Annotated in this window: 17 protein-coding genes and 3 pseudogenes; 15 read left to right on the top strand and 5 right to left on the bottom strand. The window is 42.0% G+C overall.

The genetic code is table 11. The features are described 5' to 3' along the window. Positions 1-90: 90 nt before the first annotated feature. Positions 91-312: pseudogene (locus AC5JL8_RS16770) on the bottom strand (helix-turn-helix domain-containing protein); the annotation flags it as partial. A gap of 194 nt (positions 313-506) precedes the next feature. Between AC5JL8_RS16770 and kdpC the strand changes: the two are divergent. Both kdpC and AC5JL8_RS16760 read left to right on the top strand, forming a co-directional pair. Beyond that, a pseudogene (kdpC, locus tag AC5JL8_RS16765) lies at positions 507-1,096 on the top strand (K(+)-transporting ATPase subunit C). Between the two features lie 9 nt (positions 1,097-1,105). Then, on the top strand, positions 1,106-2,227 hold the full coding sequence (locus tag AC5JL8_RS16760) for a sensor protein KdpD (protein WP_495880828.1): 1,122 nt from the start codon (positions 1,106-1,108) through the stop codon (positions 2,225-2,227). Between the two features lie 419 nt (positions 2,228-2,646). On the opposite strand, the gene AC5JL8_RS16755 is transcribed toward AC5JL8_RS16760, so the two are convergent. Then, positions 2,647-3,090 (bottom strand): DUF2267 domain-containing protein, encoded by a 444-nt coding sequence (locus tag AC5JL8_RS16755; RefSeq protein WP_495880827.1) that lies wholly within the window; start codon positions 3,088-3,090, stop codon positions 2,647-2,649. 299 nt (positions 3,091-3,389) lie between these two features. Here AC5JL8_RS16755 and AC5JL8_RS16750 point away from each other — a divergent pair, with 299 nt between their 5' ends. The 7 genes from AC5JL8_RS16750 to AC5JL8_RS16720 all read left to right on the top strand — a co-directional run bounded on the left by AC5JL8_RS16750 (position 3,390) and on the right by AC5JL8_RS16720 (position 14,923). Next, entirely contained in the window at positions 3,390-4,886 is a 1,497-nt protein-coding gene (locus AC5JL8_RS16750) for an aldehyde dehydrogenase family protein (RefSeq protein WP_495880826.1), read from the top strand. A 155-nt stretch (positions 4,887-5,041) separates the two neighbouring features. Further along, positions 5,042-5,173 (top strand): hypothetical protein, encoded by a 132-nt coding sequence (locus tag AC5JL8_RS16745; protein WP_495880825.1) that lies wholly within the window; start codon positions 5,042-5,044, stop codon positions 5,171-5,173. Between the two features lie 166 nt (positions 5,174-5,339). Further along, positions 5,340-5,591 (top strand): type II toxin-antitoxin system MqsA family antitoxin, encoded by a 252-nt coding sequence (locus AC5JL8_RS16740; protein ID WP_495880824.1) that lies wholly within the window; start codon positions 5,340-5,342, stop codon positions 5,589-5,591. Positions 5,592-6,247: 656 nt separating this feature from the next. Beyond that, a complete protein-coding gene (ccmP, locus tag AC5JL8_RS16735; protein ID WP_495880823.1) occupies positions 6,248-6,889 on the top strand; it encodes a beta-carboxysome protein CcmP in 642 nt (213 codons plus the stop codon). Between the two features lie 10 nt (positions 6,890-6,899). Next, positions 6,900-7,706, top strand: a complete 807-nt coding sequence (locus tag AC5JL8_RS16730) for a pentapeptide repeat-containing protein (RefSeq protein ID WP_495880822.1) — start codon at positions 6,900-6,902, stop codon at positions 7,704-7,706. Between the two features lie 177 nt (positions 7,707-7,883). Continuing rightward, a complete protein-coding gene (locus AC5JL8_RS16725) occupies positions 7,884-8,168 on the top strand; it encodes a helix-turn-helix domain-containing protein (protein WP_495880821.1) in 285 nt (94 codons plus the stop codon). Continuing rightward, positions 8,168-14,923 (top strand): PAS domain S-box protein, encoded by a 6,756-nt coding sequence (locus tag AC5JL8_RS16720; RefSeq protein WP_495880820.1) that lies wholly within the window; start codon positions 8,168-8,170, stop codon positions 14,921-14,923. The genes AC5JL8_RS16725 and AC5JL8_RS16720 overlap by 1 nt, the downstream gene beginning before the upstream one ends. Before the next feature lie 149 nt (positions 14,924-15,072). Here AC5JL8_RS16720 and AC5JL8_RS16715 read toward each other — a convergent pair whose 3' ends face one another. Then, positions 15,073-16,713, bottom strand: a complete 1,641-nt coding sequence (locus tag AC5JL8_RS16715) for a tetratricopeptide repeat protein (RefSeq protein WP_495880819.1) — start codon at positions 16,711-16,713, stop codon at positions 15,073-15,075. A gap of 179 nt (positions 16,714-16,892) precedes the next feature. Continuing rightward, positions 16,893-17,420, bottom strand: a complete 528-nt coding sequence (locus AC5JL8_RS16710) for an SH3 domain-containing protein (protein ID WP_495880818.1) — start codon at positions 17,418-17,420, stop codon at positions 16,893-16,895. 617 nt (positions 17,421-18,037) lie between these two features. Here AC5JL8_RS16710 and AC5JL8_RS16705 point away from each other — a divergent pair. Next, entirely contained in the window at positions 18,038-19,204 is a 1,167-nt protein-coding gene (locus AC5JL8_RS16705) for a pyridoxal phosphate-dependent aminotransferase (protein ID WP_495880817.1), read from the top strand. Between the two features lie 132 nt (positions 19,205-19,336). On the opposite strand, the gene AC5JL8_RS16700 is transcribed toward AC5JL8_RS16705, so the two are convergent. Beyond that, positions 19,337-20,524, bottom strand: coding sequence for a glycosyltransferase family 2 protein (locus AC5JL8_RS16700; RefSeq protein WP_495880816.1), 1,188 nt, complete (start codon positions 20,522-20,524; stop codon positions 19,337-19,339). Positions 20,525-20,749: 225 nt separating this feature from the next. On the opposite strand from AC5JL8_RS16700, the pseudogene AC5JL8_RS16695 reads away from it, so the two are divergent. From AC5JL8_RS16695 to AC5JL8_RS16675, 5 genes and pseudogenes are all read left to right on the top strand, one after another. After that, positions 20,750-20,908 (top strand): annotated as a pseudogene (locus tag AC5JL8_RS16695) (sodium-dependent bicarbonate transport family permease); the annotation flags it as partial. A 4-nt stretch (positions 20,909-20,912) separates the two neighbouring features. Beyond that, on the top strand, positions 20,913-21,206 hold the full coding sequence (locus AC5JL8_RS16690; protein WP_495880815.1) for a P-II family nitrogen regulator: 294 nt from the start codon (positions 20,913-20,915) through the stop codon (positions 21,204-21,206). A 232-nt stretch (positions 21,207-21,438) separates the two neighbouring features. After that, a complete protein-coding gene (locus AC5JL8_RS16685; protein ID WP_495880814.1) occupies positions 21,439-22,107 on the top strand; it encodes a carbonic anhydrase in 669 nt (222 codons plus the stop codon). Positions 22,108-22,221: 114 nt separating this feature from the next. Next, positions 22,222-23,508, top strand: coding sequence for a proton extrusion protein PcxA (locus tag AC5JL8_RS16680; RefSeq protein ID WP_495880813.1), 1,287 nt, complete (start codon positions 22,222-22,224; stop codon positions 23,506-23,508). Between the two features lie 51 nt (positions 23,509-23,559). After that, the gene (locus AC5JL8_RS16675) at positions 23,560-24,348 is read left to right on the top strand and encodes an SDR family oxidoreductase (protein ID WP_495880812.1); all 789 of its coding nucleotides are present in this window, start codon (positions 23,560-23,562) and stop codon (positions 24,346-24,348) included. Positions 24,349-24,458 lie beyond the last annotated feature (110 nt).

Here is a 24,458-nt window from a genome sequence, read left to right as displayed (position 1 = left end):
TGGTTTAATATTATAAATTGCTTTGAGCTTTATAACATAAAAAATGCGTTTTCCTTGCCCATAATGCCACTTCGTGATGTTGCAGGGATTTTACTCTTCTACAAGAGTGTCGCTTTTAATTAATCGCTTTTGTAAAGCAACAGCAACAGCTTGAGAGCGATCGCCTACTCCTAATTTATGTAAAATCGCATGGACATGCACCCGGACTGTTCCAGGTGTAATGTAGAGTGCAACAGCAATTTCTTGATTCGTTTTTCCTGCTGCCAGCAGCGACAGAATTTCCTGTTCGCGGTGGGTTAGAGGATTTGCAGGTGTTCTGATGAACTGACAATTCGCGTTACGGCTGACCCTGGCAAAGGCTTTATTGACCGGATGATATCCCTAGTAGAAGGAGCTTCCCGGTGTGATTTATCTTAAAGACATTATTAAACCGGGCATCCGAGAACGGTTTGATCAAATGCGGCGTATGGGGATCAAAACCGTTATGCTTACCGGAGAAATTTTAAATGAGTCAGCTGCGCCAAATCAATAAAGCTATTCGTTCTACTGTTGCTCTGTGGGTGCTAACAGCATTGCTGTATCCTCTGTTCATGCTGCTGTCTGGACAGATAGCGTTTTCCTTCCAGGCTAATGGCAGTTTACTGACTAATTCTCAAGGAACAGTTATAGGTTCGGCATTGATTGGTCAACCGTTTAGGAGCGATCGCTACTTTTGGAGTCGTCCCAGTACCATTGACTATAGTACCAAATCCGAAGTTGCCACCACAGGAACTTCAGGAGCCAGCAACCTCGCCCCTAGCAATCCTGAACTCCTCAAACGCATTCAAAAAGAAGTCACACGGCTCAAACAAGCTAATATTCAACCTACTGCCGATTTAGTTTATACCTCTGGCTCCGGTCTAGATCCACATATCAGCCCTGAAGCAGCCCAAGCACAAGTGCAGCGTGTCGCCAATACTCGCCGTATTGCCCAAACCAAATTCAAAAGCTGATAGACAAAAACACTGATGGCAGATTCCTGGGGATTTTTGGCGAACCTGGAGTTAATGTCCTGAAGCTGAATCTGGCATTAGACGCTTTGCAACCCAACCTTTAGACCTCATTCATGTTTCCTTCTTCTAACCTCTCCCCTGACAGTTCTTACATCCGTCCTGCTCGACGCGGTAAGCATAAAATTTTTATTGGTATGGCTCCCGGTGTCGGCAAAACTTACAAAATGCTGGAAGAAGCACATCTTCTCAAGCAAGATGGTATTGATGTTGTGATTGGCTTTTTAGAAACTCATGGACGCAAAGACACTGCTTTTAAAGCCGCCGGACTAGAAGTAATTACCAGAAAAGCCTGTGTTCACCAGAACATCGCCCTAGAAGAAATGGACACAGATGCAATTCTCTTGCGCTCCCCCCAACTGGTGTTAGTTGATGAACTCGCTCATACTAATGTGCCAGGTTCACTAAGAGAAAAGCGTTATCAGGACGTAGAAGTAATTTTGGCAGCTGGAATTGATGTTTACTCCACTGTCAATATTCAACATTTAGAAAGTTTAAATGACTTAGTAGCGAGAATTACAGGTGTTATCGTGCGAGAGCGCATTCCAGATCGCCTCCTTGATGAAGCTGACGCTGTTGTTGTCATTGATGTCACCCCAGAAACACTAGAAGAGCGCTTGCGAGAAGGCAAGATTTACGCTCCTGAGAAAATCCAGCAATCCCTCGAAAACTTTTTTCAACGTCGTAATCTAATTGCTTTGCGAGAACTGGCATTACGAGAAGTAGCAGATACCGTTGAGGAAGAAGCAAACACCTCAACTTCGGCCGGACAGACTTGCAATATCCACGAACGAGTTTTAGTTTGTGTGTCTACCTATCCCAACTCAGTACAATTGCTGCGTCGGGGCGCGCGTATTGCCAGTTACATGAATGCACGACTTTACGCTGTGTTTGTAGCAGATCCCGAACGTTTCCTTACCAAAGAAGAAAGTTTACACATTGATACTTGCGAGAAACTATGCCGAGAGTTTGGGGGACAATTTTTGCACGTCAAAAGCCACAGTGTTGCCAAGGAAATTGCTCAGGTCGCAGTAACTTATCACATCACCCAAATTGTCATAGGTGAAAGCCAGCAGTCATCTTGGAGAAGATGGCTCAAAGGCTCCTTTACCCAGCGATTGATGGAGCTAATCAGACATCAAAAAATAGATTTACACATTATCGCCACCGAGAAATGAAAGAGTGGTGAGTTGTTAGTGCGGAATGATGAGGAGTTAGGGTGTTGGCGGTTCAATAATTGAGGTAATTTTAATATTTTAGATAGGATTGCTATAGTCGGGTCTGATAAATCTTTGATAGATTTTTTATAAAAAATTAATCTAGTTTTATTGAAAAATTAACCTAAAGGTTGTTAACTAAATACTAATTCACTTTTTGCTGCAACATTTGAACCCCCCAACAGCTTGAAATATCTAGGGTGTTGGGGGGTTTATTTATAGCTTGCAAGTAATTCGTAGCGAATTAGCTTTGAAAATACTCTGTGTTACTCTGTCTTGAAAAGTTTGCTCAACGGGGGGAACCCCCGCACGCAACTTTTCGCTGCGCTTACTTTGCGTGCCTCTGCGTTTAAAAAGCTATGAACTTATGCAAAGCAATACTAAGTACGCACTGCTTCAGGCCAAAGTTCTTTTAATGCTTTAGGCATCATGTGAACTACATCTTCAATCTCTCCTTGAGAAACCCGTTGAGCAAGAATTTTAAAGACAGCACGAACAATAGTTTCAGCGTCAATATTCGGGTTAACATTTTGCAAGCGATCGCGGATATTGTTGAGAAAGTCTTCTTTAGTCCGCTCCTTTGTGGGAGTTGCCCCAGGCCTCCAGCTTTCGTAGTAATATCCCCCTAGTAAAATGGGTAACTGAGCGCCTAAATGAGCGGCTTCTTCTACAGCCATGCGATCGCGTAGTGCGTGCAATGTCGCACGCAACCCTTGAAATACTTGGTGCTTATTTTCCCAACCGAGTTCTTGTGCTAAATCATTGATCCAAAGGATACTCTTTTGAACAGTTGCATCAAAGACATCCAATCCTGTCATTGTCATAGTCATACCTCTGGAAAAAACAGCAGCAATTTCATCTCATACTAGAAAGCTAAAAATGACCTTGCTTCTAACCAATGGCGCATACTGTTTTAACTACTACTCTGTCTAAGAGGTGAATAATACTCAATATTAACTGTAAAACTCAATACAACAGACCTTGGAAAAGTAATTAATCTTTCTTTGCCTCATTATCCAGTCAACAGTAGTTTTTCCCTTAATTCAGCACTTGACGGCAGCCTGAAAGCACGTCACACTTAGTACAAAATTTTTAGTGGACTACAAAGTCGGAGGTCTTAAATATGACTACTCCGCTGAATTGCCGCAATTACATCGACGGTCAATGGTTGAGTGCTACAGGGGAAGCCACCTTAGAAAGTCGCAACCCTGCTTTGAGAAGTGAAGTTGTTGCTACTTTTCCGCGTTCCGTAATAAATGATGTAAATGTAGCGGTAACCGCCGCCCGCCAAGCTTACCAAAGTTGGCGAAAAGTCCCTGCTCCAGCTAGGGCAGAATACGTTTTTCGCGTCGGGGAAATCTTACTTCAGCACAAAGAAGAACTGGCCCAGTTAATGAGCCGAGAAATGGGTAAACCTCTAACTGAAGCCAGAGGAGATGTACAAGAAGCAATTGACTGCGCCTTTTATAGTGCTGGTGAAGGGCGGCGATTATTTGGGCAAACTACACCCTCGGAAATGCCCAACAAATTTGCGATGACGGTACGGATGCCCATAGGAGTTTGCGCCTTAATTACTCCTTGGAATTTTCCAGTAGCGATTCCTTGTTGGAAAGCTATGCCAGCCTTGGTATGTGGCAATACAGTCATTCTCAAACCCGCTGAAGATACCCCTGCCTGTGCAACTAAATTGATTGAAATTTTTGCCGAAGCAGGTTTCCCACCAGGGGTAATTAACTTGGTGCATGGTGTGGGTGAAGAAGTAGGGAAAGCTTTAGTCGAGCATCCTGATGTTGATTTGGTATCTTTTACTGGCTCTTCAGAAACTGGTGCTTTTGTTGGCGCTACCTGTGGACGCACTCACAAGCGGGTTTGTTTGGAATTGGGTGGTAAAAACGCCCAAGTGGTGATGGAAGATGCAGACTTGGGACTCGCCCTAGATGGTGCTGTGTGGGGAGCCTTTGGCACAACCGGTCAACGGTGTACGGCTACGAGTCGCCTGATTCTACATCGTGATATCAAAGAAAAATTTACTGCCATGCTCTATGAGCGTACCAGCAAGTTACGCTTGGGGCCGGGCACTGACCCGAATACTGATATTGGGCCATTGGTCAATGAATTGCAACTGCAACGGGTAAGCAAGTATTTAGAGATTGCCCGTGAGGAAGGTGCAAAGGTGTTGATAGGTGGGGATATTCCCAACGAAGGGCAGCTAAAAAATGGTTACTTCTTTCAACCAACTATTTTGGATGAAGTCACTCCGAAAATGCGGGTTGCCCGTGAGGAGATATTTGGGCCAGTAGTGGCATTAATTGAGGTTAGTTCTTTTGAAGAAGCGATCGCCATTCTCAACGACACTAATTATGGTCTTTCTTCCTCAGTTTACACCCGCGATATCAACCGGGCTTTTGCTGCCATGCGCGATATTGAGGCAGGTATCACTTATATTAATGGCCCTACTATCGGTGCAGAAGTACACTTGCCTTTTGGTGGTGTGAAACATACAGGTAATGGTCACAGGGAAGCTGGAACTACTGCTTTAGATATTTTCACTGAATGGAAAAGTGTTTATGTTGACTTCTCTGGAAGCTTGCAACGCGCCCAAATAGATAACCGCAGTTAACATTTACATAGGCAAAAAACTTGATTTTCTATTAGCCCACGAAAGTGGGCTTTATTTGTATAGCTACGAATTCCATTCATCAGGGTTAATACTAGCCATTCTCCCTATTGTGGGTACAATTTTTTAATTGGTAAAATCCATAACTAACACATAGGATGTTCGATGAAATTCTCGAAAGAATGCGAGAGAAGATTACATCACTTCAGTATGTAATGACACTCCACGCAGAAGAAGAAATGAACTATGACAATTTAACAATTTACGATATCGGACAAACTATCCTTTAAGGCTAAATACTAGAACGTCAAAAAGATAAAGTAACTGCGGAATCAAAATACTGTATTCGAGGTACAAATGAAGATGGCGTGGAAGTTGAAGTTGTTGCCAAGCTAGGTGTGACAGGAAATTTAGTTATTATTACAGTATATCAAGTATAAGGCAGGTAAATATTATATGAAATGTGAGTTTTGCGGCAACGAAGGGGTAAATATTCGTCACGTTGCAAGAACTTATGGAAAAGGAAAAGATTTACTAATAATTGAAAATATTCCTGTCATCAGTTGTCCTGAGTGTGGAGAAAGTTATCTAACAGCAGAAACTTTGCATGAAATTGAAAGAATTAAAAGTAATAGGAAAAGTTTACCTGTTGCACGTTCTGTAGAAGTGGCTAATTTTGGTGAGGGAAATCCACCTGTTGCTGTATAAGCTATCAAGTACGGCATATCATACCCTACTTCTACGAAATGAAAAAGCAATCAGGCATTTTGACAAAAGAGATTGCCGTTTACTTGCAGAAAACATCAAAATAAATGCGCGATCTACCGACATGAGAAAGCATTTAAGTTAAAGGAGTTAGCAAACTGCCATTTACTTGCGGAAAACACCAAAATGAATAAGTAAAATGGCATTTTGAGTAAGTCAAACCTCATTTTACTTGCGGAAAACACCAAAATGAATAAGTAAAATGGCATTTTGAGTAAGTCAAACCTCATTTTACTTGCGGAAAACACCAAAATGAGAAAGTAAAATGACATTTTGAGTAAGTCAAAAGGCATTTTGAATAAGTCAAATGGCTTTTTACTTTCTTTTTAGACAATCGCTACAATAAAATATTTGCGATTGGCTCCGCCAGTACCAAAGGCAATCGCAGCCAAAAATAATGCTATACACAAGTTTCTGTAGGGTTTAATTCACAGCGACTTGAAAAAAGCGATCGCATATCACCCAAAATGCCTCAAGAGCTTAATTTACAAGGTTTTGGAATTGGAAAATTGGTAAATTAGAATTTTGGGAAGCGAGTTTAAGGGTAAACTTTTATATTGCAATAGATAACTTGTACCCCATGATTGGAGAGCAAAACCTTGGGAATAGAACTACGCAGTTTCGTATTTCTCGACAACCTGCAACCTCAACATGCAGCATATATGGGAACAGTAGCTCAAGGTTTCTTACCATTACCAGGGGATACATCACTTTGGATTGAAATTTCTCCTGGGATTGAAATCAATAAAATTACAGATATCGCCCTCAAAGCGGCTTCTGTACGTCCGGGAGTACAGGTAGTTGAACGGCTTTATGGACTATTAGAAGTTCATTCTAGCTCCCAAGGTGAAACGCGATCGGCTGGTCAAGCGATTTTGGCAGCATTAGGAGTCCGCAGAGAAGAATGTATCAAACCGCGTGTTGTTTCTAGCCAAATTATCCGTAACATTGATGCTTACCAAACACAACTGATCAATCGCACGCGACGGGGACAACTATTACTAGCAGGACAAACGCTATATGTATTAGAAGTTGAGCCGGCTGCTTACGCTGCACTGGCTGCAAATGAAGCAGAAAAAGCCGCGTCAATTAATATCCTTGAGGTTCAAGCTGTAGGTAGTTTCGGACGGCTGTACTTAGGTGGACAAGAACGAGATATTCTTGCAGGTGCAGCTGGTGCGTTAGCAGCGATTGAAGGTGTAGCTGGTCGGGTAAACCCCAACAGTGGGCGTCAGGAGTAAAGGAGGGACAATGGCCAATCGAGAGCATCTAGCTTTACTAAAAGCTGGTGCAGTCACATGGATTGAGTGGAGAAATCAAAATCCCCAGATTGAACCAGACCTCAGCACGGCAAATCTCTCTGGAGATAACCTCAGAGGCGCAAACCTCTGTGGGGTAAACTTGACCAAAGTGGATCTAAGTCATGCTTTACTCGTGCGAGCCAACCTCAGCAACGCTGATCTTAGTAGTGCTAATCTCCACAGTGCCAAGCTAATTGAAGCTAACTTGAGCGGTGCTAACTTCAGTGTTGCTAACTTGAGCGACGCTACACTTACCCAAGCAGATCTCACTCATGCCCATTTGATTGGATCAAACTTAAGTGGGGCGGATCTTAGAGGCGCTGCGATCGCTAATGCTAATCTCATAGGAACTGACTTAACAGGCGCTAACCTCAAAGATGCCGATTTAGGTACAGCAAAGCTGATCCGGGCTAACCTGTGTTTTGCAAACCTCATCGCAGCTAACTTGATTGCAGCTGATCTCAGCGAAGCAAACCTGTATGAAGCAGAAGCGATGGGCGCTTACCTTTATCAAACTGAATTATACAAAGCTAATCTGAGCAAGGCTCACTTCAGCGGTGCTTACCTATTCAAGGCTAACTTAAGCGAGGCTGATTTAAGAGGCGCTAACTTGAGATGGACTAATCTAAGAGGTGCTAACTTGGCAGGAGCTAATCTTAGAGGCGCTGATCTGAGAGGGGCTAATCTTCAAGAAGCTAACCTCACTGGTGCAAATCTTCAAGAGGCAACTATGCCTGACTTTTCAAAGCATGATTAAGGCCTCTTTTGGCAAGCCATAACAAATACCATTCGTTGGAAACTCGCATTACATCAAGCATCAAGCAATCTGCAACCCAAGAATTATCCCTTAGGGTAGATAGGTTTATAAATTCATCTCCTCAAAATAAGGTATATAGCATACGCTATATGCAATAGCTTCATCTATTAAGTTCTCATGGTTAAAAAGACAGTTGCGCTTGGACGACCAGAAGTTAGCCATCTCATTCGCAAACTTCGGCACTTAACTGGATTAAGCCAAGAGCAGTTTGCAGAAAAACTAGGAGTTGCTTTTAGCACAATTAATCGATGGGAAAACGGTCACATGCAGCCTTCGCCTCTGGCACTCAAGCAAATCAAAACGATGCTCAGTGAGTTAAGCCGTTCACCTGTCGTTGAGCTTCAACAGCAGAGCCAAACTCTGTTAGATCAATATTTTTTAGAAGCGGAGTCGAGTGTTTGATGACTAAGGTGAAAGCTGCGATTTCTAATCATCCCTCTCCAGCAGAAAGCCCACAAACAGTTCCAATATCAGAGAGTGAGGAACGATTTCGGTTGGTGCTAGAAGCATCACCCGATGGATTCATCATTTTGCGTAGCGTCCGAGATGCAGTAGGGGAAATTGCTGACTTCATCATCGAATACACCAATCCAGTCGCTGCAAGAAATGTGAACCGTACACCAGAGGAGTTATTCGGTCAGTACCTACTGCATCTATTTCCTGATTGTAAAAGCAACAATATTTTTGATCACTACGTGACAGTTGCCGAAACAGGCATTTCGACAACGTTTGAAACATTTTACGACAGCAAAGAATTGGCAGGCTGGTTTCGTAACGTTGTTGTGAAGTTAAACGACGGAATAGCGGTTTCCTTTAGCAATATTACCGATCGCAAACAAGCAGAATTGGCACTGCAACAACAACAGCAGCATTTTCGGATCGCCTTGCAAACCGCAAAGCTTGGTTCTTGGGAACATGATCTGAGGACAGGAGTTCTCACCTGTTCAGATCAATGCAAGGCGAACTTTGGTTTTTTGCCCGATGCAGAATTTACGCATGAAACTCTATTTGCAGCATTGCACCCTGACGATCGCCTTCTTGTCCAGGCTGCGATTGAGCGTGCGATCGCAGAGCGAATAGATTATGAGGTGGAGGAACGCTGTTACCATCCTGATGGCAGCCTGCACTGGCTGATTGTCCGAGGTCAACTCGTGTATGACTCCAAAGGCACGCCGATTCGGATGGTTGGTGTCACGCTTGACATTACAGAACGTAAGCAATTTGAAGAATCGCTGAGAGCAGCCAACCAACGCATTTCTAACATTCTTGAAAGTATCACTGATGCTTTCGTCGCCTTTGATCGCGACTGGCGTTATACCTACGTCAATCAGGAAGCCGCTCAGATGCTAGGGCGATCGCCTCAGGAACTCCTCGGTCAACGTTGGCAAGATGTGTTCCCCGAAGCTGTCCAGCAAAATTCTGTCATTGTCCAGCAATTTGAGCGAGCAATGGCGGAGCAGACAACGGTGAAGTTTGAGGCGTTTTCGCTGCTGATTAATCGCTGGGTTGATGTTTCGCTCTTTCCTTCATCAGACGGATTAGCGATGTATTTTCGAGACATCAGCAATCGCAAACGGGCAGAGCAACGCCGGGATGTTCAGTATGCCATTGCGCGTATCTTGGCTGAAGCAAAGACGGTTGCTGAAGCGACCCCCACCATTTTGCAGGCTCTGTGTGAAAATTTAGGCTGGCAAGTTGGGGCGCTGTGGAGTATTGACTCACATCCTCCGATCTTGCGTTGCCTCAACTACTGGCAAGCTGCAAATGTGGATATGCAGGAATTTGTTGAGGCAACCCAGCAAATGACCCTAGCACAAGGAGTTGGGCTTCCAGGTCGCGTTTGGGCAAGCCGTCAACCACACTGGATCTGTGAATTAAGTAAAGACAGCAACTTCCCCAGAATTGTACTTGCGTCTGTGGTTGGATTACAATCGGGGTTTGGGTTTCCTATTCTACTAGGTAACGAAATCTTAGGTGTGATTGAGTGCTTTAGCAATCGCATCCAAGAAGCAGACGAAGACTTGCTAGACATGATGGCGGCGATCGGTAGCCAGATTGGTCAGTTTATGGAGCGAAAGCGCACAGAAGCCGCGCTACAAGAGAGTCAGGAACTGTTTCAAAGCTTTATGAACCATAGCCCAATTGCAGCCTTTATTAAGGATGAATCTGGGCGATATCTGTATGTAAATGCCTGGGCAGAGCGAGCAAACAAGCGATCGCAATCGGATTTCATCGGCAAAACGGATTTTGAGTTACTGCCACCGGCAATTGCCCAGCAGTTTCACACGAATGATGTGGCTGTACTGACCAGTGGACAGCCGATGCAAATGCTGGAAACCATTCAGCATCAGGACGGGGAACACAGTTATATGTCCTTTAAGTTCCCCATTCACAATGCGGCTGGGCAACAACTTCTGGCTGGAGTGGCGCTTGATGTCAGCGAACAGCAAGCTGCGCTGCGCGAACGCCTGCGGGCTGAGGAGGAGTTACGGCAACGAGAAGCCGAACTGCGCCTGATCACAAATGCTGTTCCGGTGCTGATTTCCTTTGTCGATGCTCAACAGCGTTACCGCTTCAATAATCAAAGATATGAAGAGTGGTTTGGAAACCCAGCAACTGAGGTGTATGGCAAGCATCTGTGGGAAGTACTGGACGAAGCAGCGTATGCAACGATTCGTCCTTACGTTGAACAGGTATTGGCAGGGCAAGAAGTTACCTTTGAGAGCAAAATTCCTTACAAAGATGGAGGCACACGCTTTGTAACTGCCACATATGTTCCTCGTTTTGATCACCAGGGAAACGTCGAAGGCTTTGTGGCATTAGTGAGCGACATCACCCAGCGCAAGCAAGCCGAGGAAACCTTACGCCAAAGTGAAGAGCGGCTGAGGATTGCTCAACAAGCTGCCAATGCTGGTGTGTGGGACTGGGATATTGTCGCCAACCAAGTCACTTGGTCAGAGGAATACTACTGCTTGTATGGGCTTGAGAGAGCAACCACTCAACCCTCATATCAAAATTGGCTAAAGTCAATTTTTGAGCAAGACCGCGATCGCGTCGATCAAGCAGCCCGAAAAGCTTTAGCACACCGCACCGACCTCAATGTTGAATTTCGCATTCTCCACCCAACTCAGGGAGAGCGATGGCTGACTGCGATCGGGCAGACATTTTATGATGATAACGGACAGCCCCAGCGCATGACAGGGATTGCGCTGGATATTACCGAACGCAAAACAGCAGAAGCAGCATCGCGGCAAAGTGAAGCTTTTAATCGGGAAATTCTTGAAAGTAGTGGGGATTGTATCAAGGTATTAGATTTAGAGGGATCGCTCCTGTACATGAATCCGGGGGGAAAAACCCTGCTTTGTATTGAAGACATCACTCCATTCATCAACTCTTCATGGGTCAAGTTCTGGCAAGAAGCTGACCAGCCAGCCGCTCAGGAAACACTCAACAAAGCCAGAACCGTTGGAGTGGGAACATTTCAAGGCTATTGTCCAACCCTAACTGGTGAGCCGAAATGGTGGGATGTCAAGGTGACTCCTATTAAAGGTGCAGATGGACAAGCCGAACGGTTGTTGTGTATTTCTCGTGATATCAGCGATCGTAAACAGGCAGAAGAAGCCTTACGTGAAAGTCAGCTACTTTACCAAACGCTTGCCGAAGCTCTGCCGAATTTAGTGTGGACACTTACTTCAGAAGGTAAATTAGACTACGTTAACCAGCAATGGCGACAGGCTTTAGGAGTCACAATTGAGCAAGTCAATCAGGCGGGTTGGAGTTTAATTGTTCATCCTGACGATCTGTCTTGCATCTTGGAGGATTGGGAAAAGGTTCAGGCAGGTGCCACGGTCACAGAGCGAGAGTACCGCCACCACATGGCAGATGGCAGCTACCGCTGGTTTCTGGCACGTATGGTTGTCATTCGAGATGAGCAAGGAAAACTGCTGCGATTCATGGGAACCAGCACTGATATTGATGAACGCAAACGAACTGAAGATGCGCTTCGTAGCAGTGAAGAACGGTTAGCTCTAGCGTCAGCGGCGGCACAGGTGGGAACTTTTGAATGGAATATTCAGACCAATGAACTCTTTTGGACGGCGGAAGAAGAAGCCTTGTATGGCTTGCCACCCGGAAGTTTTACACGACAGTATGAGAATTGGCGGCAAGCGGTTCATCCAGAAGATCGCCATCAGGCAGAACAAGATGTACAAGATGCAGTCGTCAATGGTGCCGATCTAAACACAGAGTTTCGCATTATTCATCCTAATGGGGATATACGTTGGCTGACAGCAAAAGGCAGGGTTTTCTACGATTCCAAAAACCGTCCCCTGCGGATGATTGGCATGAATGAAGATATCACCAATCGCAAACAGTTAGAAATGGAGCGTGAGCAACTGCTGCAACAGCTGGAAACCAGCCTGGGACAGTTTGAAGCCGTCATCAATAGTATGTCAGAAGGCTTACTTGTCAGCGATGCTCAGGGAAATGTGCTGTTGTTTAATCCGGCAGCACTAGTTTTGCATGAGTATAAATCGGTTGAGCAGGTTCGGCGGAACTTAAATGATTTTCCAGATACCTTTGAAGGGTACGATTTCCAAGGCAACCCCATTCCTCTGGAGGAGTGGCCACTAGCTAAAGTGCTACGGGGTGAAACTTATTCAAACTATGAAATTAATATTCATCGTCTGGATACAAATACTCGTTGGATTGGTAGCTTTAGTGGAACTCCTGTGTATGACAAACACGGGAAGATGATTTTGGCGATTGTCACAATGCATGACATCACTGAACGCAAACAAGCAGAAGCAGCCCTGCGAGAAAGTGAAGAACGCTTACGCCTAGCTTTGATGGCAGCGAGTCAGGGACTTTACGACCTGAATGTGCAAACTGGAGATGCGATCGTCAGCCTAGAATATGCACTGATGCTTGGTTATGAACCTGATGAGTTTGAAGAAACCAATGCCAAATGGCGAGAGCGGCTTCATCCTGACGATGTAGCCGTAGTCTATCAGGCATACGAAGATTACATTAGCGGAAAACTTGATACGTATCGAGTCGAGTTTAGACAGCAAACCAAATCGGGGGATTGGAAGTGGATTCTTTCAATTGGCAAGATTGTTTCATGGGACAGTAACGGACAACCCTTGCGAATGCTGGGTACGCATACTGATATTACCGATCGCAAACACACAGAACAAATCTTACGCCAGAATGAGGAGCAAGCGCGGCTTGCCATTAAAATAGGACGACTTGGGACTTGGCGTTATAACCTCCACACAAACTCAGTTGAGCTAGACGAGCGGATGCGGGAGATTTGGGGTGAACCAGATGATACACAAACAATTCCTCTGCCAAGAGTGATAGAGCGGATTCATCCTGATGATCGCGAACCTGTGGCGATCGCCATTGGTGCTGCTCTTGCTCCTGAATCATCAGGAACCTATGAGATGGATTACCGAGTTATTTGGGATGATGGTAGTGAAAGATGGGTATCCGCTAACGGACAAGTGCAATTTGAGGGCGAAGGGGAGTATCGGCGACCGATTGACTTCTTGGGAACTGCACTCGACATCACCGATCGCAAACAAGCAGAAGAAGCTTTGCGGAACAGTGCTGAACGGTTAAGTGTGGCGTTGACGGCTGCAAAACTTGGTGATTGGAGTTGGAATGCAGCAACAGACATAGTGACGTTCTCAGAACGAGGCGCTGAAATTTTTGGAATTCCCCCAGGCCCCTATATCACCTGGACACAGATGCAAAGTCTACTGCATGAGCAAGACCGAGAGCAAGCGCAGTTGCGTGTGGAACAGGCGGTTGCCAAGCAGGAAGACTATGATATTGAATACCGAGTGATACATCTTGATGGAACACTACGATGGGTTGCTGCCAAGGGACGCGCTCAATACGATCCGTCTGGGCAGGTTCTAGGAATGCTTGGCGTGGTACAGGATATCACCGCTCGCAAACAAGCCGAACAGGAACGGGAGCAATTACTAGAACGGGAGCGTACCGCGCGAGAACAAGCCGAAGCTGCAAACCGAATCAAAGATGAGTTTTTAGCTGTACTGTCTCATGAGTTGCGATCGCCCCTCAACCCAATTTTGGGATGGGCAAAGCTGTTGCAAACTCGTCAATTTGATCAATCAGGCACAAAGCGAGCTTTGGAAACAATCGAGCGCAATGCCAAGTTGCAAATTCAACTGATTGACGATTTACTTGATATTTCTCGCATCTTACGCGGCAAAATGATGCTGAATGTCTGCCCAGTAAATTTGGTGGAAGTTGTTGATGCAGCTTCAGAAACTGTGCGCCTATCAGCCGAGGCAAAGGGCATTGAAATTCATAAGGTTGTAGCTGGTGATATTGGGCTAGTGTCAGGTGATTCGGGTCGCCTTCAGCAAATTGTATGGAATTTACTCTCTAATGCAGTCAAATTCACACCCAATGGCGGAAAAATCGAAATCCGGCTAGAACAAGTTGGGACTGATGCTCAAATTCAAGTTAAAGATACCGGGAAAGGTATCAAGCCAGAGTTTCTCCCGCACGTGTTTGAGTATTTCCGACAGGAGGATAGCACAACTACCCGAAAGTTTGGTGGTTTGGGGTTAGGGCTAGCGATCGTCCGGTATTTTACTGAATTGCATGGCGGAACCGTTAAGGCAGAAAGTCTTGGAGAAGGATTAGGGGCAACGTTTACAGTTTCTCTGCCACAGCCCAAGCACCAGAACGGAGGAAACACAGATGCGGATGTTTCTGCAAGTGCTGTGGCTGAAGCTTCCCCCCTCGCTAATTTGCGAATTTTAGTGGTGGATGATGAAGCCGATATGCGAGAATTAATTTTCACTATTTTCCAACAAACTGGAGCAGAGGTGAGATTAGCAGCATCCGCAGTTGAAGCATTGGAAGTATTGGATGTATTCAAACCAGATTTTTTGATCAGCGATATTGGGATGCCAGAGATGGACGGTTATGAACTCATGCGTCAAGTGAGGAGTTTACCACCAGAAAATATAGGACAAATTCCGGCTATCGCTCTGACTGCTTATGCTGGAGAGATTAATCAACAACAGGCATTAGCAGCAGGATTTCTCAGGCATATTGCAAAGCCGGTTGAACCAGAGGAGTTGTTAGAGGCGATCGTCACTTTGGTTAAATAGCAATACAGTTCAGTTAACTGGAGTTTAGGTTATAAAAACCCTCAGATACAGATGAGTAGGGCACAACAATGTTGTGCCCTTACGAATAATTTATGTGTCGTAAACATTATTTGAACTGGTATTAATTACTATGGAACTTCTAATTATAGTTAAAACTTCAGAACATCTAAAGATTCTTCAATTTCTAAATCTAGAATTCTCTCTCTGACATCTTTGTGTTCTGCTATCTTGCCTTCTTTCCAATAAAGGTCTGCCGCTTTCTGGAAATCTTCAAGCGCCCTCTGTTTATCTCCTATTCCAAAAAAAGCATTACCACGATTGTAATATGCATCGACATAATTAGAATTAATTTTAATTACCTGGGTATAATCTGTAATTGCGCCCTCATAATCTCCTAAGTCAAAACGCGCATTGCCACAGTTATAATATGCATCAGCATAGTTAGAATTAATCTGGATTGCCTGAGTATAATCTGCAATTGCACCCTCATAATCACCTAATTCAGAACGCGTATTACCTCGGTTGTAATAAGCTACGGCATCAAGAGGATCAATCTTAATAGCTTGAGTGAATCTCTGCTGATCGCCTAAGAGATAACGAAAAATACTACGGTTTTTGTCAGCGATCGCATAATTGGGATTGATTTTAATTGCTTGGGTATAATCTTCAATTGCTCCTTGATGATCTCCTATATGAGAACGAGCATCGGCACGATTACTATAAACAACAGCAACATAGGGATTAATTCTAATTGCCTGAGTATAATCTTCAATTGCTGCCGCATAATCCCCTAGTTGATAATAAGCTAACCCTCGTTGATTATAAGCTTTAGCATAATTAAGATTAATCTGAATTACCTGAGTATAATCTGCAATTGCGCCCTGATAATCTTTTAGCTGATAACGAGCCAGACCACATTTGTAATAAGCATCGGCATCAAGAGAATTAAGTTGCAAAGCTTGGTTATAGTTGGTAATTGCAGTATCAGAATCGCCTTGCTCAAAATATTTATCACCTAGTTTTATATAAAGTGAGTTGAAATCAGTACCCCGCTCAGATAAATTATTTTCCGGCTGAGGATGTTCTGAGTTTGTGATTAGTTGATTATTAGTTTGATTGATGGTTGCTTCTAGCTGAGGATTATATTTGTAAATTGAAGATTCTGGCTTAACACAACTGTCATTTTTAGAAGCTTGTAACTGTTCTAAATAAGACCATAAGCCACCACCATAAAGTAATTGGTTGATTCCAAAGGAGATTCTACCAGTTTTTAGCTTAATCATTTGGGTTGGCAGAAATCCAGCCAAAAAAAGGTGATATTCAGGTTGGGCTTCATTAACTTCTTCCTGAATTAAAATGCAAACTACAACTGCATTTTTGGCAACTTCTTTGGAACTAACAGACCATCTAACTTTATCAATGTTACCATGACGGGATTTTACCTCTACACCTATCGATGGTTCAGCAGTCAAGGTAAAATCAATTTTGCCATCGCCACCGAACCGCTTTTCATAATCGACTTCTGTAATAAAATCAGCTAAACGTTCTTTAACAACTTCTTCACCTAATTTGCCTTTCAGGTTATTGATAAAAACGTCACGAACTGGCGAAGTGCGCTTATATTTTTCCGCCATCTGCCAGCAAAATTCTCTAAGTGACTTTAATCTCTCTCCAGAGATTATAGTTAGTTCGCTATATTGACCTTCAGTTTCACAATGAAGCAGACAACCAGTAGTTAACCTTTTAATAAAATCAGACTGTAGCGATCGCAGTAAGATAATCCAGTCCATTGAGATTTCTGCGAGTCTTGCAATTAAATTATTTTATTAACATATCAAATTAGGGTAACCCTTTGTATAAGCCCCTTCCTTCAAGTGAGGTAGGGGCTTATGGGTGGGATGCTACTTCACATCGTAGCCAAATAAATTCGGGTGCATATTCTTTAATATCTAACAGCGGTGAGAGGACATCACGAACAGCTAGTAAGGGCAGCACCACACTGATCTTCCCTTGCCAACCAACCTTTAACACCCTTGTATTCTACTAGTGCCCATTGTCCCTGACAGCTTAATATTTTGACATTTTCACGTGGGGGAGCTTTTGTCACTATTTGGCTTTTTTTGTTGGTCTTAGCGTAAAGCTTCACACCACTAGTACCATAACCTGTTGTCGATATGCCTAACTTTGGTAAAGATACCCACCCAGTTCCTTTAAAGCCATCACTCGCATTAGTTATTTTTACCCAATTTGGTACAAAAGCAACAATCTGAACCGTCTCATTGACAGGCACTTGTCCAAGAATTTTATTGTTAGTACTTGCACCACTCCGCACATTTAAAAGTTGGGAATCTGAGACATTGACGTAGGCATAAATATTACACTTTTGTGGACTCTTTGATTTTGCTAATACTATTTGATTAGCTATACCAGTATTGATAGCTACACTAGTACATATAAATGCAAATCCTACAGCTAGCTTTAATGCTTGATTTTTCACTTTTTTTGACCTAATCTTCTTTGGGTTTTTGGCACCAATCTTAAAACTGGTGTCATATTTATAGCTCACATCTGAACTCATGGAGTTAGAGTCAGCCTTGTCACAAGATTCCCTAAAGCAGATTCAAAGTTTATCTATTTAAAATATAGTTTAAACATAAATTATATTAATGATTTTGGCTTATTTGCTAGAAGCAATATAGTAATTATTTTAAAAATGTAAAATCTTATAACAGTAAATGTATATTAATAACAGCAAGTAAAAATTTAGTTAATTTTTATTAATTACATCAATAAAGCCGACAGGAATCTCATCCCTTCAAGGCGTGGGATGAATATATGGCAGTAGGTTTCCATTATGATTACTCACTGTTTACTTAATATAAATATCTAGCCCTCTGTACCGCTGTGCATACCAAATTTGACTAAGAGACTTTACCTGGGCTAGATGAGCGCATCTATATAGTTAGTAAAAATTTTGTCAACCCGATTAGTTAAAGAATTTATAAGTGCAAATATTTACTGATTAGATTAACTAAGGAATTTGGAAAAAACATATCTCGCTTAGGATTGTGGGATATTCTTAAATAGATTAGAAATTCGCCGAACAAATTAAGAATGAAGCTGGCAGCACGAGTAAGTAAGGTGACGCCCTCTTTAACCTTAGCGATCGCAGCTAAAGCTAAGGCAATGAAGACAGAGGGAATAGATGTTTGTAGTTTTAGCGCTGGAGAACCGGATTTTGACACCCCAGCGCATATCAAAGCAGCAGCAGCAAAAGCTTTGGATGAAGGCAAAACCAAATATGGCCCAGCCGCAGGAGAACCAAAGTTAAGGGAAGCGATCGCCCGCAAGCTCAAAGCTGACAATGGACTAGATTATAAAGCAGAAAATGTCATCGTCACCAACGGCGGTAAACATTCTCTGTACAACTTGATGGTGGCCCTAATCGATCCGGGAGATGAAGTCATTATCCCTGCTCCCTACTGGTTAAGTTATCCCGAAATGGTAACCCTAGTAGGTGGAGTACCAGTGATTGTACCCACAGATGCTTCAACGGGTTATAAAGTTACCCCGGAACAACTGCGTCAAGCGATTACACCAAAAACGAAGTTATTTATCCTCAATTCCCCATCCAACCCCACGGGGATGGTGTACACGCCAGAGGAAATTAAAGCATTAGCTAAGGTAGTAGTTGATGCAGATATCTTTGTTGTGTCTGACGAGATTTATGAAAAAATTCTCTACGACGGTGCAGAACATATCAGCATTGGTTCTTTAGGCAAAGAAATTTTCGACCGCACCTTGATTAGCAACGGGTTTGCTAAAGCTTACTCAATGACAGGGTGGCGACTTGGCTATTTGGCAGGGCCAGTGGAAATCATTAAAGCCACAAGCACCATCCAAGGGCATAGTACATCTAATGTCTGTACCTTTGCTCAATATGGCGCGATCGCCGCTTTAGAAAGTTCCCAAGACTGTGTAGAAGAAATGCGTCAAGCCTTTGCCAAACGGCGACAGGTGATGCTAGACAGACTCAACGCCATTCCGGGATTAAGTTGTCCCAAACCAGATGGTGCTTTTTATCTTTTCCCTGACATCAGCAAAACAGGTCTTAAATCGCTAAAATTCTGTGATGCTCTCATAGAAGAACATCAAGTAGCAGTAATTCCTGGAATTGCTTTTGGTGCTGATGACAATATTCGCCTTTCTTATGCCACAGATATGGCAACCATTGAAAAGGGAATGGATAGATTGGAGAAATTTGTGCGATCTAGGATTTAGTATCATCGGGCATTGGGCATTGGGAGAAGAGGACAAGGAGCATGGGGGACGGGGAGACAAGGAGCAAGAGTTATTCATAGTTCTTTCCCCTTGTCCCCTTGTACCCTTGTCCCCTCATCACCACACCCCCGCTCACATCAACCCCATCTCTTGCAAACCCTGACGCAGTTTCTTTGCTTCTTCCGGGTTTTGCTCTTGGTGAAGGGCGATCGCATTTTTAAAAGCTGTTAAACTAGCTTGGACATTACCAACTTTGAGTTGCACTACCCCTAAATTTTGATAAGCTTCTGCATAGTTGGGTTTTAACTTGATGGCTTTTTGGTAAGAGGCGATCGCATCTGTAAACAAACCCAAAGCTTTCAATGTCATCCCTAGATTGTAATGTCCGGCAGCAAAATTCGGGTCAATTTTTAAAGTGATTTCATAAGCTTTTTTGGCATTTTTTAAGTCTCCAGCTGCTTTGAGCAAGTTGCCAAAATTGTTATATGCTCCCAGCTTCAGGATAGGGTAAATAGGTAACTTAATCGCAGCTTGGTAATGGGCGCTAGCCTTTTGAGGCTTTTCTAAACGATTGTAGGCAATGGCTAAATGGTAATGGAGTTCGTACAAAATCTCGTAGTTTTCTTTGCAGACACTAACGCCTTTATGCAATAAAGCCATACCTTGGGCAATTTTTCCTGTTTCTACATACAATGCCCCCAATTTACTGCAAACATAGGGGTCATCAGGATTAGCAGCGAGAAACTGTTCCATGGCTGCTTGCGCTTTGGCATATTTGTTACCTTGAGCGATCGCGCTTTTTTGATAACCTTTATGGTGAATTGCCGTTCCTTGTAAATAGCCTATTTGCCAATGAGGTTCTTTTGTTAAAATTGCCGATACGCTGTCATCAACCAAAGCATGATAAGGCCGAGAAAAGCGAATATCTGGGCGATTGCGAAAAAGCCTGGAAACCAGCGAATATGGAGATTGTTCTGCACCTACCTCATATCGGACAAGGTTAATTAACAAGTATTCTTCGCTTTGAATTACCGACCGCATCTGTGGCACAATTTCTGGTGTCAGAATTTCATCAGCATCTAATACCAGAATCCAGTTGCCTGTGACATATTTTAGTGCTTCATTGCGAGCAGCACTAAAGTCATTACACCATTGAAAACGATGGACTTTTGCGCCATATGCTTTGGCTATTTCCACAGTGCGATCGCTAGAACCTGTATCTAAAACTACAATTTCGTCTACTACATTCTCCACACTGTTAAGACATTTAGGCAATGTTGCTGCCTCATTTTTCACAATCATACACAGGCTGAGATTCATATTGCCGATTAATTTTGGTTTCAAGTTTTCTTACTGTAGTAACTAAATTTAATTAGATGTCAATATCAGCATCTAATTATCCTTCAATCAAACTCTTTTAGCTTCTTGACAAGAATAAAAAATAATGTTGGCGAATCTTGACGAACTAAATTTTTCTAAAATCCTCAGCATCAAATTATAAGTATATTTTATAACTAAGTAACTATTGTCACATAATCTACACATTCTCGCCAAAAGTTTGCAGTTCCAGCAGCTATGAGAATCACAGTTACCGAAGCTAACCCAAGTTTGTATGTATCCATGGCATTAGTGCTAACTTTCCCATTTAACATTATTGTTGGCATTCCTTTGTATTTCAATATCATCAAACTTATGGGAGTTTAACGTCATGGAAGCTGCCAAGAAAATCGAAATAGTAACGAATTCTTTAGAATTACAAAGAGTTCTAGAAATTTTAGAGAAAGGATCTGTTTTTGGATATACAGTGATTGAAGATGTGACAGGTAACAGAGATAGAGGTAGAGTATTCAACGATTTAGAAACTCATACGCTTACCAATGGATATGTTATAAGTATTTGCACAGAGCAACAAGAGCAAGAATTAGTAAAAGCAATCAAACCTGTGCTGAAGAAATTTGGAGGAGTATGTATTGTTTCTGATGCCAAGTGCATTCGACATTAATTAATATTAAGTTGCCATCAAAGGTAGGGTAGCATTTGTCATTGCGACCGAAGCGTGCTGGAGGGAAACAAACCGCAACGCAACTCAATATAAATTATTCTACTTAGAGACGCTTAGAAGTATATGCGTCTCTTAATGTATCGCCAAGTTTTCAATGAACTGTAAACAGAAAATTAGCTAAGTATTCTGAAAACTATAAGTAACAATATATTATTTTTAGGGGATTTTAATCGTGCCAATCAAACGAATAATTGCAGGGCTGAATGAGTTTCATGACAACTATTTTGTTACACACCGCGAGTTATTCGAGCATCTATCTCATGGACAAAATCCAGAAGTATTAATTATTACTTGTTCTGACTCACGTATTGATCCGTTTTTAATCACTCAAAGCCAGCCAGGGGACTTATTTGTTATTCGTAATATTGGCAACATTATACCACCCTATGGCTCACATAATGGAGGTGAAGGCGCAGGTATAGAATATGCTGTTCAGGCTTTGAATATTAAGGATATTGTTGTTTGCGGTCATTCCCACTGTGGGGCTATGAAGGGGCTATTACAAATAGGTAATTTAGCTCAACAGATGCCTTTAGTTTACGATTGGTTAAAGCAATATGCAGAACCTACCCGCCGCCTTGTACTGGATAACTACAAAGATTATCCCAGCGAGAAACTTTTAAAAATAGCCATTGAACAAAACATTCTTACACAGATAGAAAATTTGGAAACCCACCCCATAATTCGTTCTAGACTCCATAGCGGCCAACTCAATCTTCACGCTTGGATTTATGAAATTGAGAGTGGAGAAGTATTTGCTTATGATGCTGACACCGGTCAATTTAAAATTTTAGATAATCGCCCATTCCCTGTACCTAATCCTTTAATAGGTGTACACTGAGAATAAAAATTTATAGTCAATAATTAATGAAATTACTTTTTGTTATTTAGCTATTATCACTCTTTAAAGTTAATTAGCCACACCATTGAAGTATATAGATATTAAATTTCTGCAATGAAAGCTTCATTTTTCACAAAAAACACAGGTGTATTACGCCAAAAAATTATAGTCTACATCAAAAAAGTGAAGCAATGGTTTGTAGATACGCCAGAAAGAGCGCTTTTAGAAGCTTACAAAGCAGCTCAGACAATTAGAAACATTGAAATTCAGCATTTTGGAAATGAAAAAATTTCTGCTAGTTCAGCAAATTATACAGAAAATGTGATGTCTTATTGGCAAGGATATCTGCAAAAACAATTAACTATTATCAATGTAAGGCTAGCAGAATTTCGGCTCAGTCGTTCAATGCTGAATACTTCCAATAACGTTATTTTAGAAAAGCTACACTTTATTGACGATGTAATATCTCCATATACTTTAACAAATAAACAAATTGGTAGCAGCCCTATAGTACAAATCTCTGAGCCGCTACCAATTACAGGTAATGGAGTTGATAACAAAGCAGATACATCTACTACAAGCATTAATAAAATTACCCACGTAAATCAAAAAACTGGTTTTTTACCTCGTTCTTTTGGCAGAACAATTAATAAAATACAAGCAGAATTGTCTCCGCAAGCAGAAGAAGAATTTGTCGCAAGTTACCAAATTTCGAGAAATAGGACAAGGGCTGCAATAAGATTTTTGCTACTTTTAATTCTTGTGCCACTTATAACCCAGCATTTTTCTAAGCAGATATTAATCAATCCTATAGTAGAAAGAACTAGAAACGAAAACGTAACTCAATTTTTCCTAAATTCAGAAATGGAAGATAAAGCTTTACATGAATTTAAAAACTATGAGAATAAACTAAAATTTGAAATATTATTGCAGCAATCACCAGCGCTTTCTTCTGAGGAAATCCAAGGGAAGTTTCGAGATAAAGCAATTGAGATAAGCCAGGTATTTTACCATAAAAGTAGTATTGCTATCAGCAATGTATCTGCTGATTTGCTATCACTAGTTGCTTTTGGCGTAGTAATTGCTATGAGCAAAAAAGAAATTGTAATTGTAAAGTCTTTTATAGATAATGTTGCCTATGGTCTAAGTGATAGCGCGAAGGCTTTTATAATTATTTTGTTTACAGATACATTTGTAGGATTCCACTCACCATATGGCTGGGAAGTGCTTTTGGAAGGTTTAGCAGAGCATTTAGGATTGCCAGCAAGTAAAAACGCTATATTTCTATTTATTGCCACATTTCCTGTAATTTTAGACACTATATTTAAATACTGGATATTTCGTTATTTAAGTCGTTTGTCTCCTTCGGCATTAGCAACATTTAAAGAAGTGAATGAGTAATTTAACATGGATAGTATATTAGAAGTTTCAAAATGAATCGTTTTTATATCAATGCGGTTTCAAGATAAAGTTGTTTGGCTAACCGGAGCATCATCTGGTATAGGTGAAGCCCTAGCTTACCAATTTGCCAATGAAGGTGCAAAGCTAATCATTTCATCGCGGAGGATAAAAGAATTAGAAAGAGTCCAACAAAATATACACGGTGAATGTTTGATAATTCCTATTGATATTACAGACTCTATATCGTTAGACAATGCGGTAAATCATACCATAGAGCATTATGGCAAAATTGATGTGTTGGTAAATAATGCAGGTATTAGTCAACGTTCTTTAGCTGTTGATACTCAAGCCTTAGTTGACAGAAAAATTATGGAAGTCAATTATTTTGGTACAATCAACATTACTAAAAAGATTCTGCCACACATGATAAAAAATGGTAGTGGGCAAATTGTAGTGATTTCCAGCTTGGTTGGGAAATTTGGTTTTCCCTTGCGTTCAGCTTATGCAGCATCAAAGCACGCATTACATGGTTTTTTTGAAACATTACAGTTAGAATTAAAAGCTTATCGTGATATTTCGATTACTATTATTTGCCCAGGAAGAATTAAAACAAATATTTCACTTAACGCGTTAAATAATGATGGTAGTGTATATGGAAAAATGGATGAAGGGCAAGATAAAGGGATGAGTGCTGATATTTGCGCTCAAAAAATAGTAACCTCTATTTATCAAAAGAAGCGAGAGGTTTATATTGGTGGTGTTGATATTGTAATGGTGTATTTAAAAAGGTACTTGCCGTCATTGTTTTATTGGATAGCGAGAAGAATTAATCCAACATAAAAATATCAATGTTTTGTATGTTGAACCACAATTTCACTTTCTGAAATACAGGTAGGGCGGGCAATGCCCACCCTAACTCGAAGCTCAAGTGTAGGCCATTTTTTCAAAAA

This window comes from Mojavia sp. (genome assembly GCF_059505145.1).
Note: the sequence above shows the minus strand (reverse complement) of the source record. Positions and strands in the feature narration are given on the sequence as shown.

Bases quoted from the DNA above. Each gene is read 5' to 3' on its own strand.
- AC5JL8_RS16700 (WP_495880816.1), bottom strand. From the start codon at position 20,524: ATGAATCTCAGCCTGTGTATGATTGTGAAAAATGAGGCAGCAACATTG.
- AC5JL8_RS16725 (WP_495880821.1), top strand. From the start codon at position 7,884: ATGGTTAAAAAGACAGTTGCGCTTGGACGACCAGAAGTTAGCCATCTC.
- AC5JL8_RS16720 (WP_495880820.1), top strand. From the start codon at position 8,168: ATGACTAAGGTGAAAGCTGCGATTTCTAATCATCCCTCTCCAGCAGAA.
- AC5JL8_RS16715 (WP_495880819.1), bottom strand. From the start codon at position 16,713: ATGGACTGGATTATCTTACTGCGATCGCTACAGTCTGATTTTATTAAA.
- AC5JL8_RS16740 (WP_495880824.1), top strand. From the start codon at position 5,340: ATGAAATGTGAGTTTTGCGGCAACGAAGGGGTAAATATTCGTCACGTT.
- AC5JL8_RS16675 (WP_495880812.1), top strand. From the start codon at position 23,560: ATGCGGTTTCAAGATAAAGTTGTTTGGCTAACCGGAGCATCATCTGGT.
- AC5JL8_RS16680 (WP_495880813.1), top strand. From the start codon at position 22,222: ATGAAAGCTTCATTTTTCACAAAAAACACAGGTGTATTACGCCAAAAA.
- AC5JL8_RS16760 (WP_495880828.1), top strand. From the start codon at position 1,106: ATGTTTCCTTCTTCTAACCTCTCCCCTGACAGTTCTTACATCCGTCCT.
- AC5JL8_RS16730 (WP_495880822.1), top strand. From the start codon at position 6,900: ATGGCCAATCGAGAGCATCTAGCTTTACTAAAAGCTGGTGCAGTCACA.
- AC5JL8_RS16745 (WP_495880825.1), top strand. From the start codon at position 5,042: ATGTTCGATGAAATTCTCGAAAGAATGCGAGAGAAGATTACATCACTT.
- AC5JL8_RS16750 (WP_495880826.1), top strand. From the start codon at position 3,390: ATGACTACTCCGCTGAATTGCCGCAATTACATCGACGGTCAATGGTTG.
- AC5JL8_RS16755 (WP_495880827.1), bottom strand. From the start codon at position 3,090: ATGACAATGACAGGATTGGATGTCTTTGATGCAACTGTTCAAAAGAGT.
- AC5JL8_RS16690 (WP_495880815.1), top strand. From the start codon at position 20,913: ATGGAAGCTGCCAAGAAAATCGAAATAGTAACGAATTCTTTAGAATTA.
- AC5JL8_RS16705 (WP_495880817.1), top strand. From the start codon at position 18,038: ATGAAGCTGGCAGCACGAGTAAGTAAGGTGACGCCCTCTTTAACCTTA.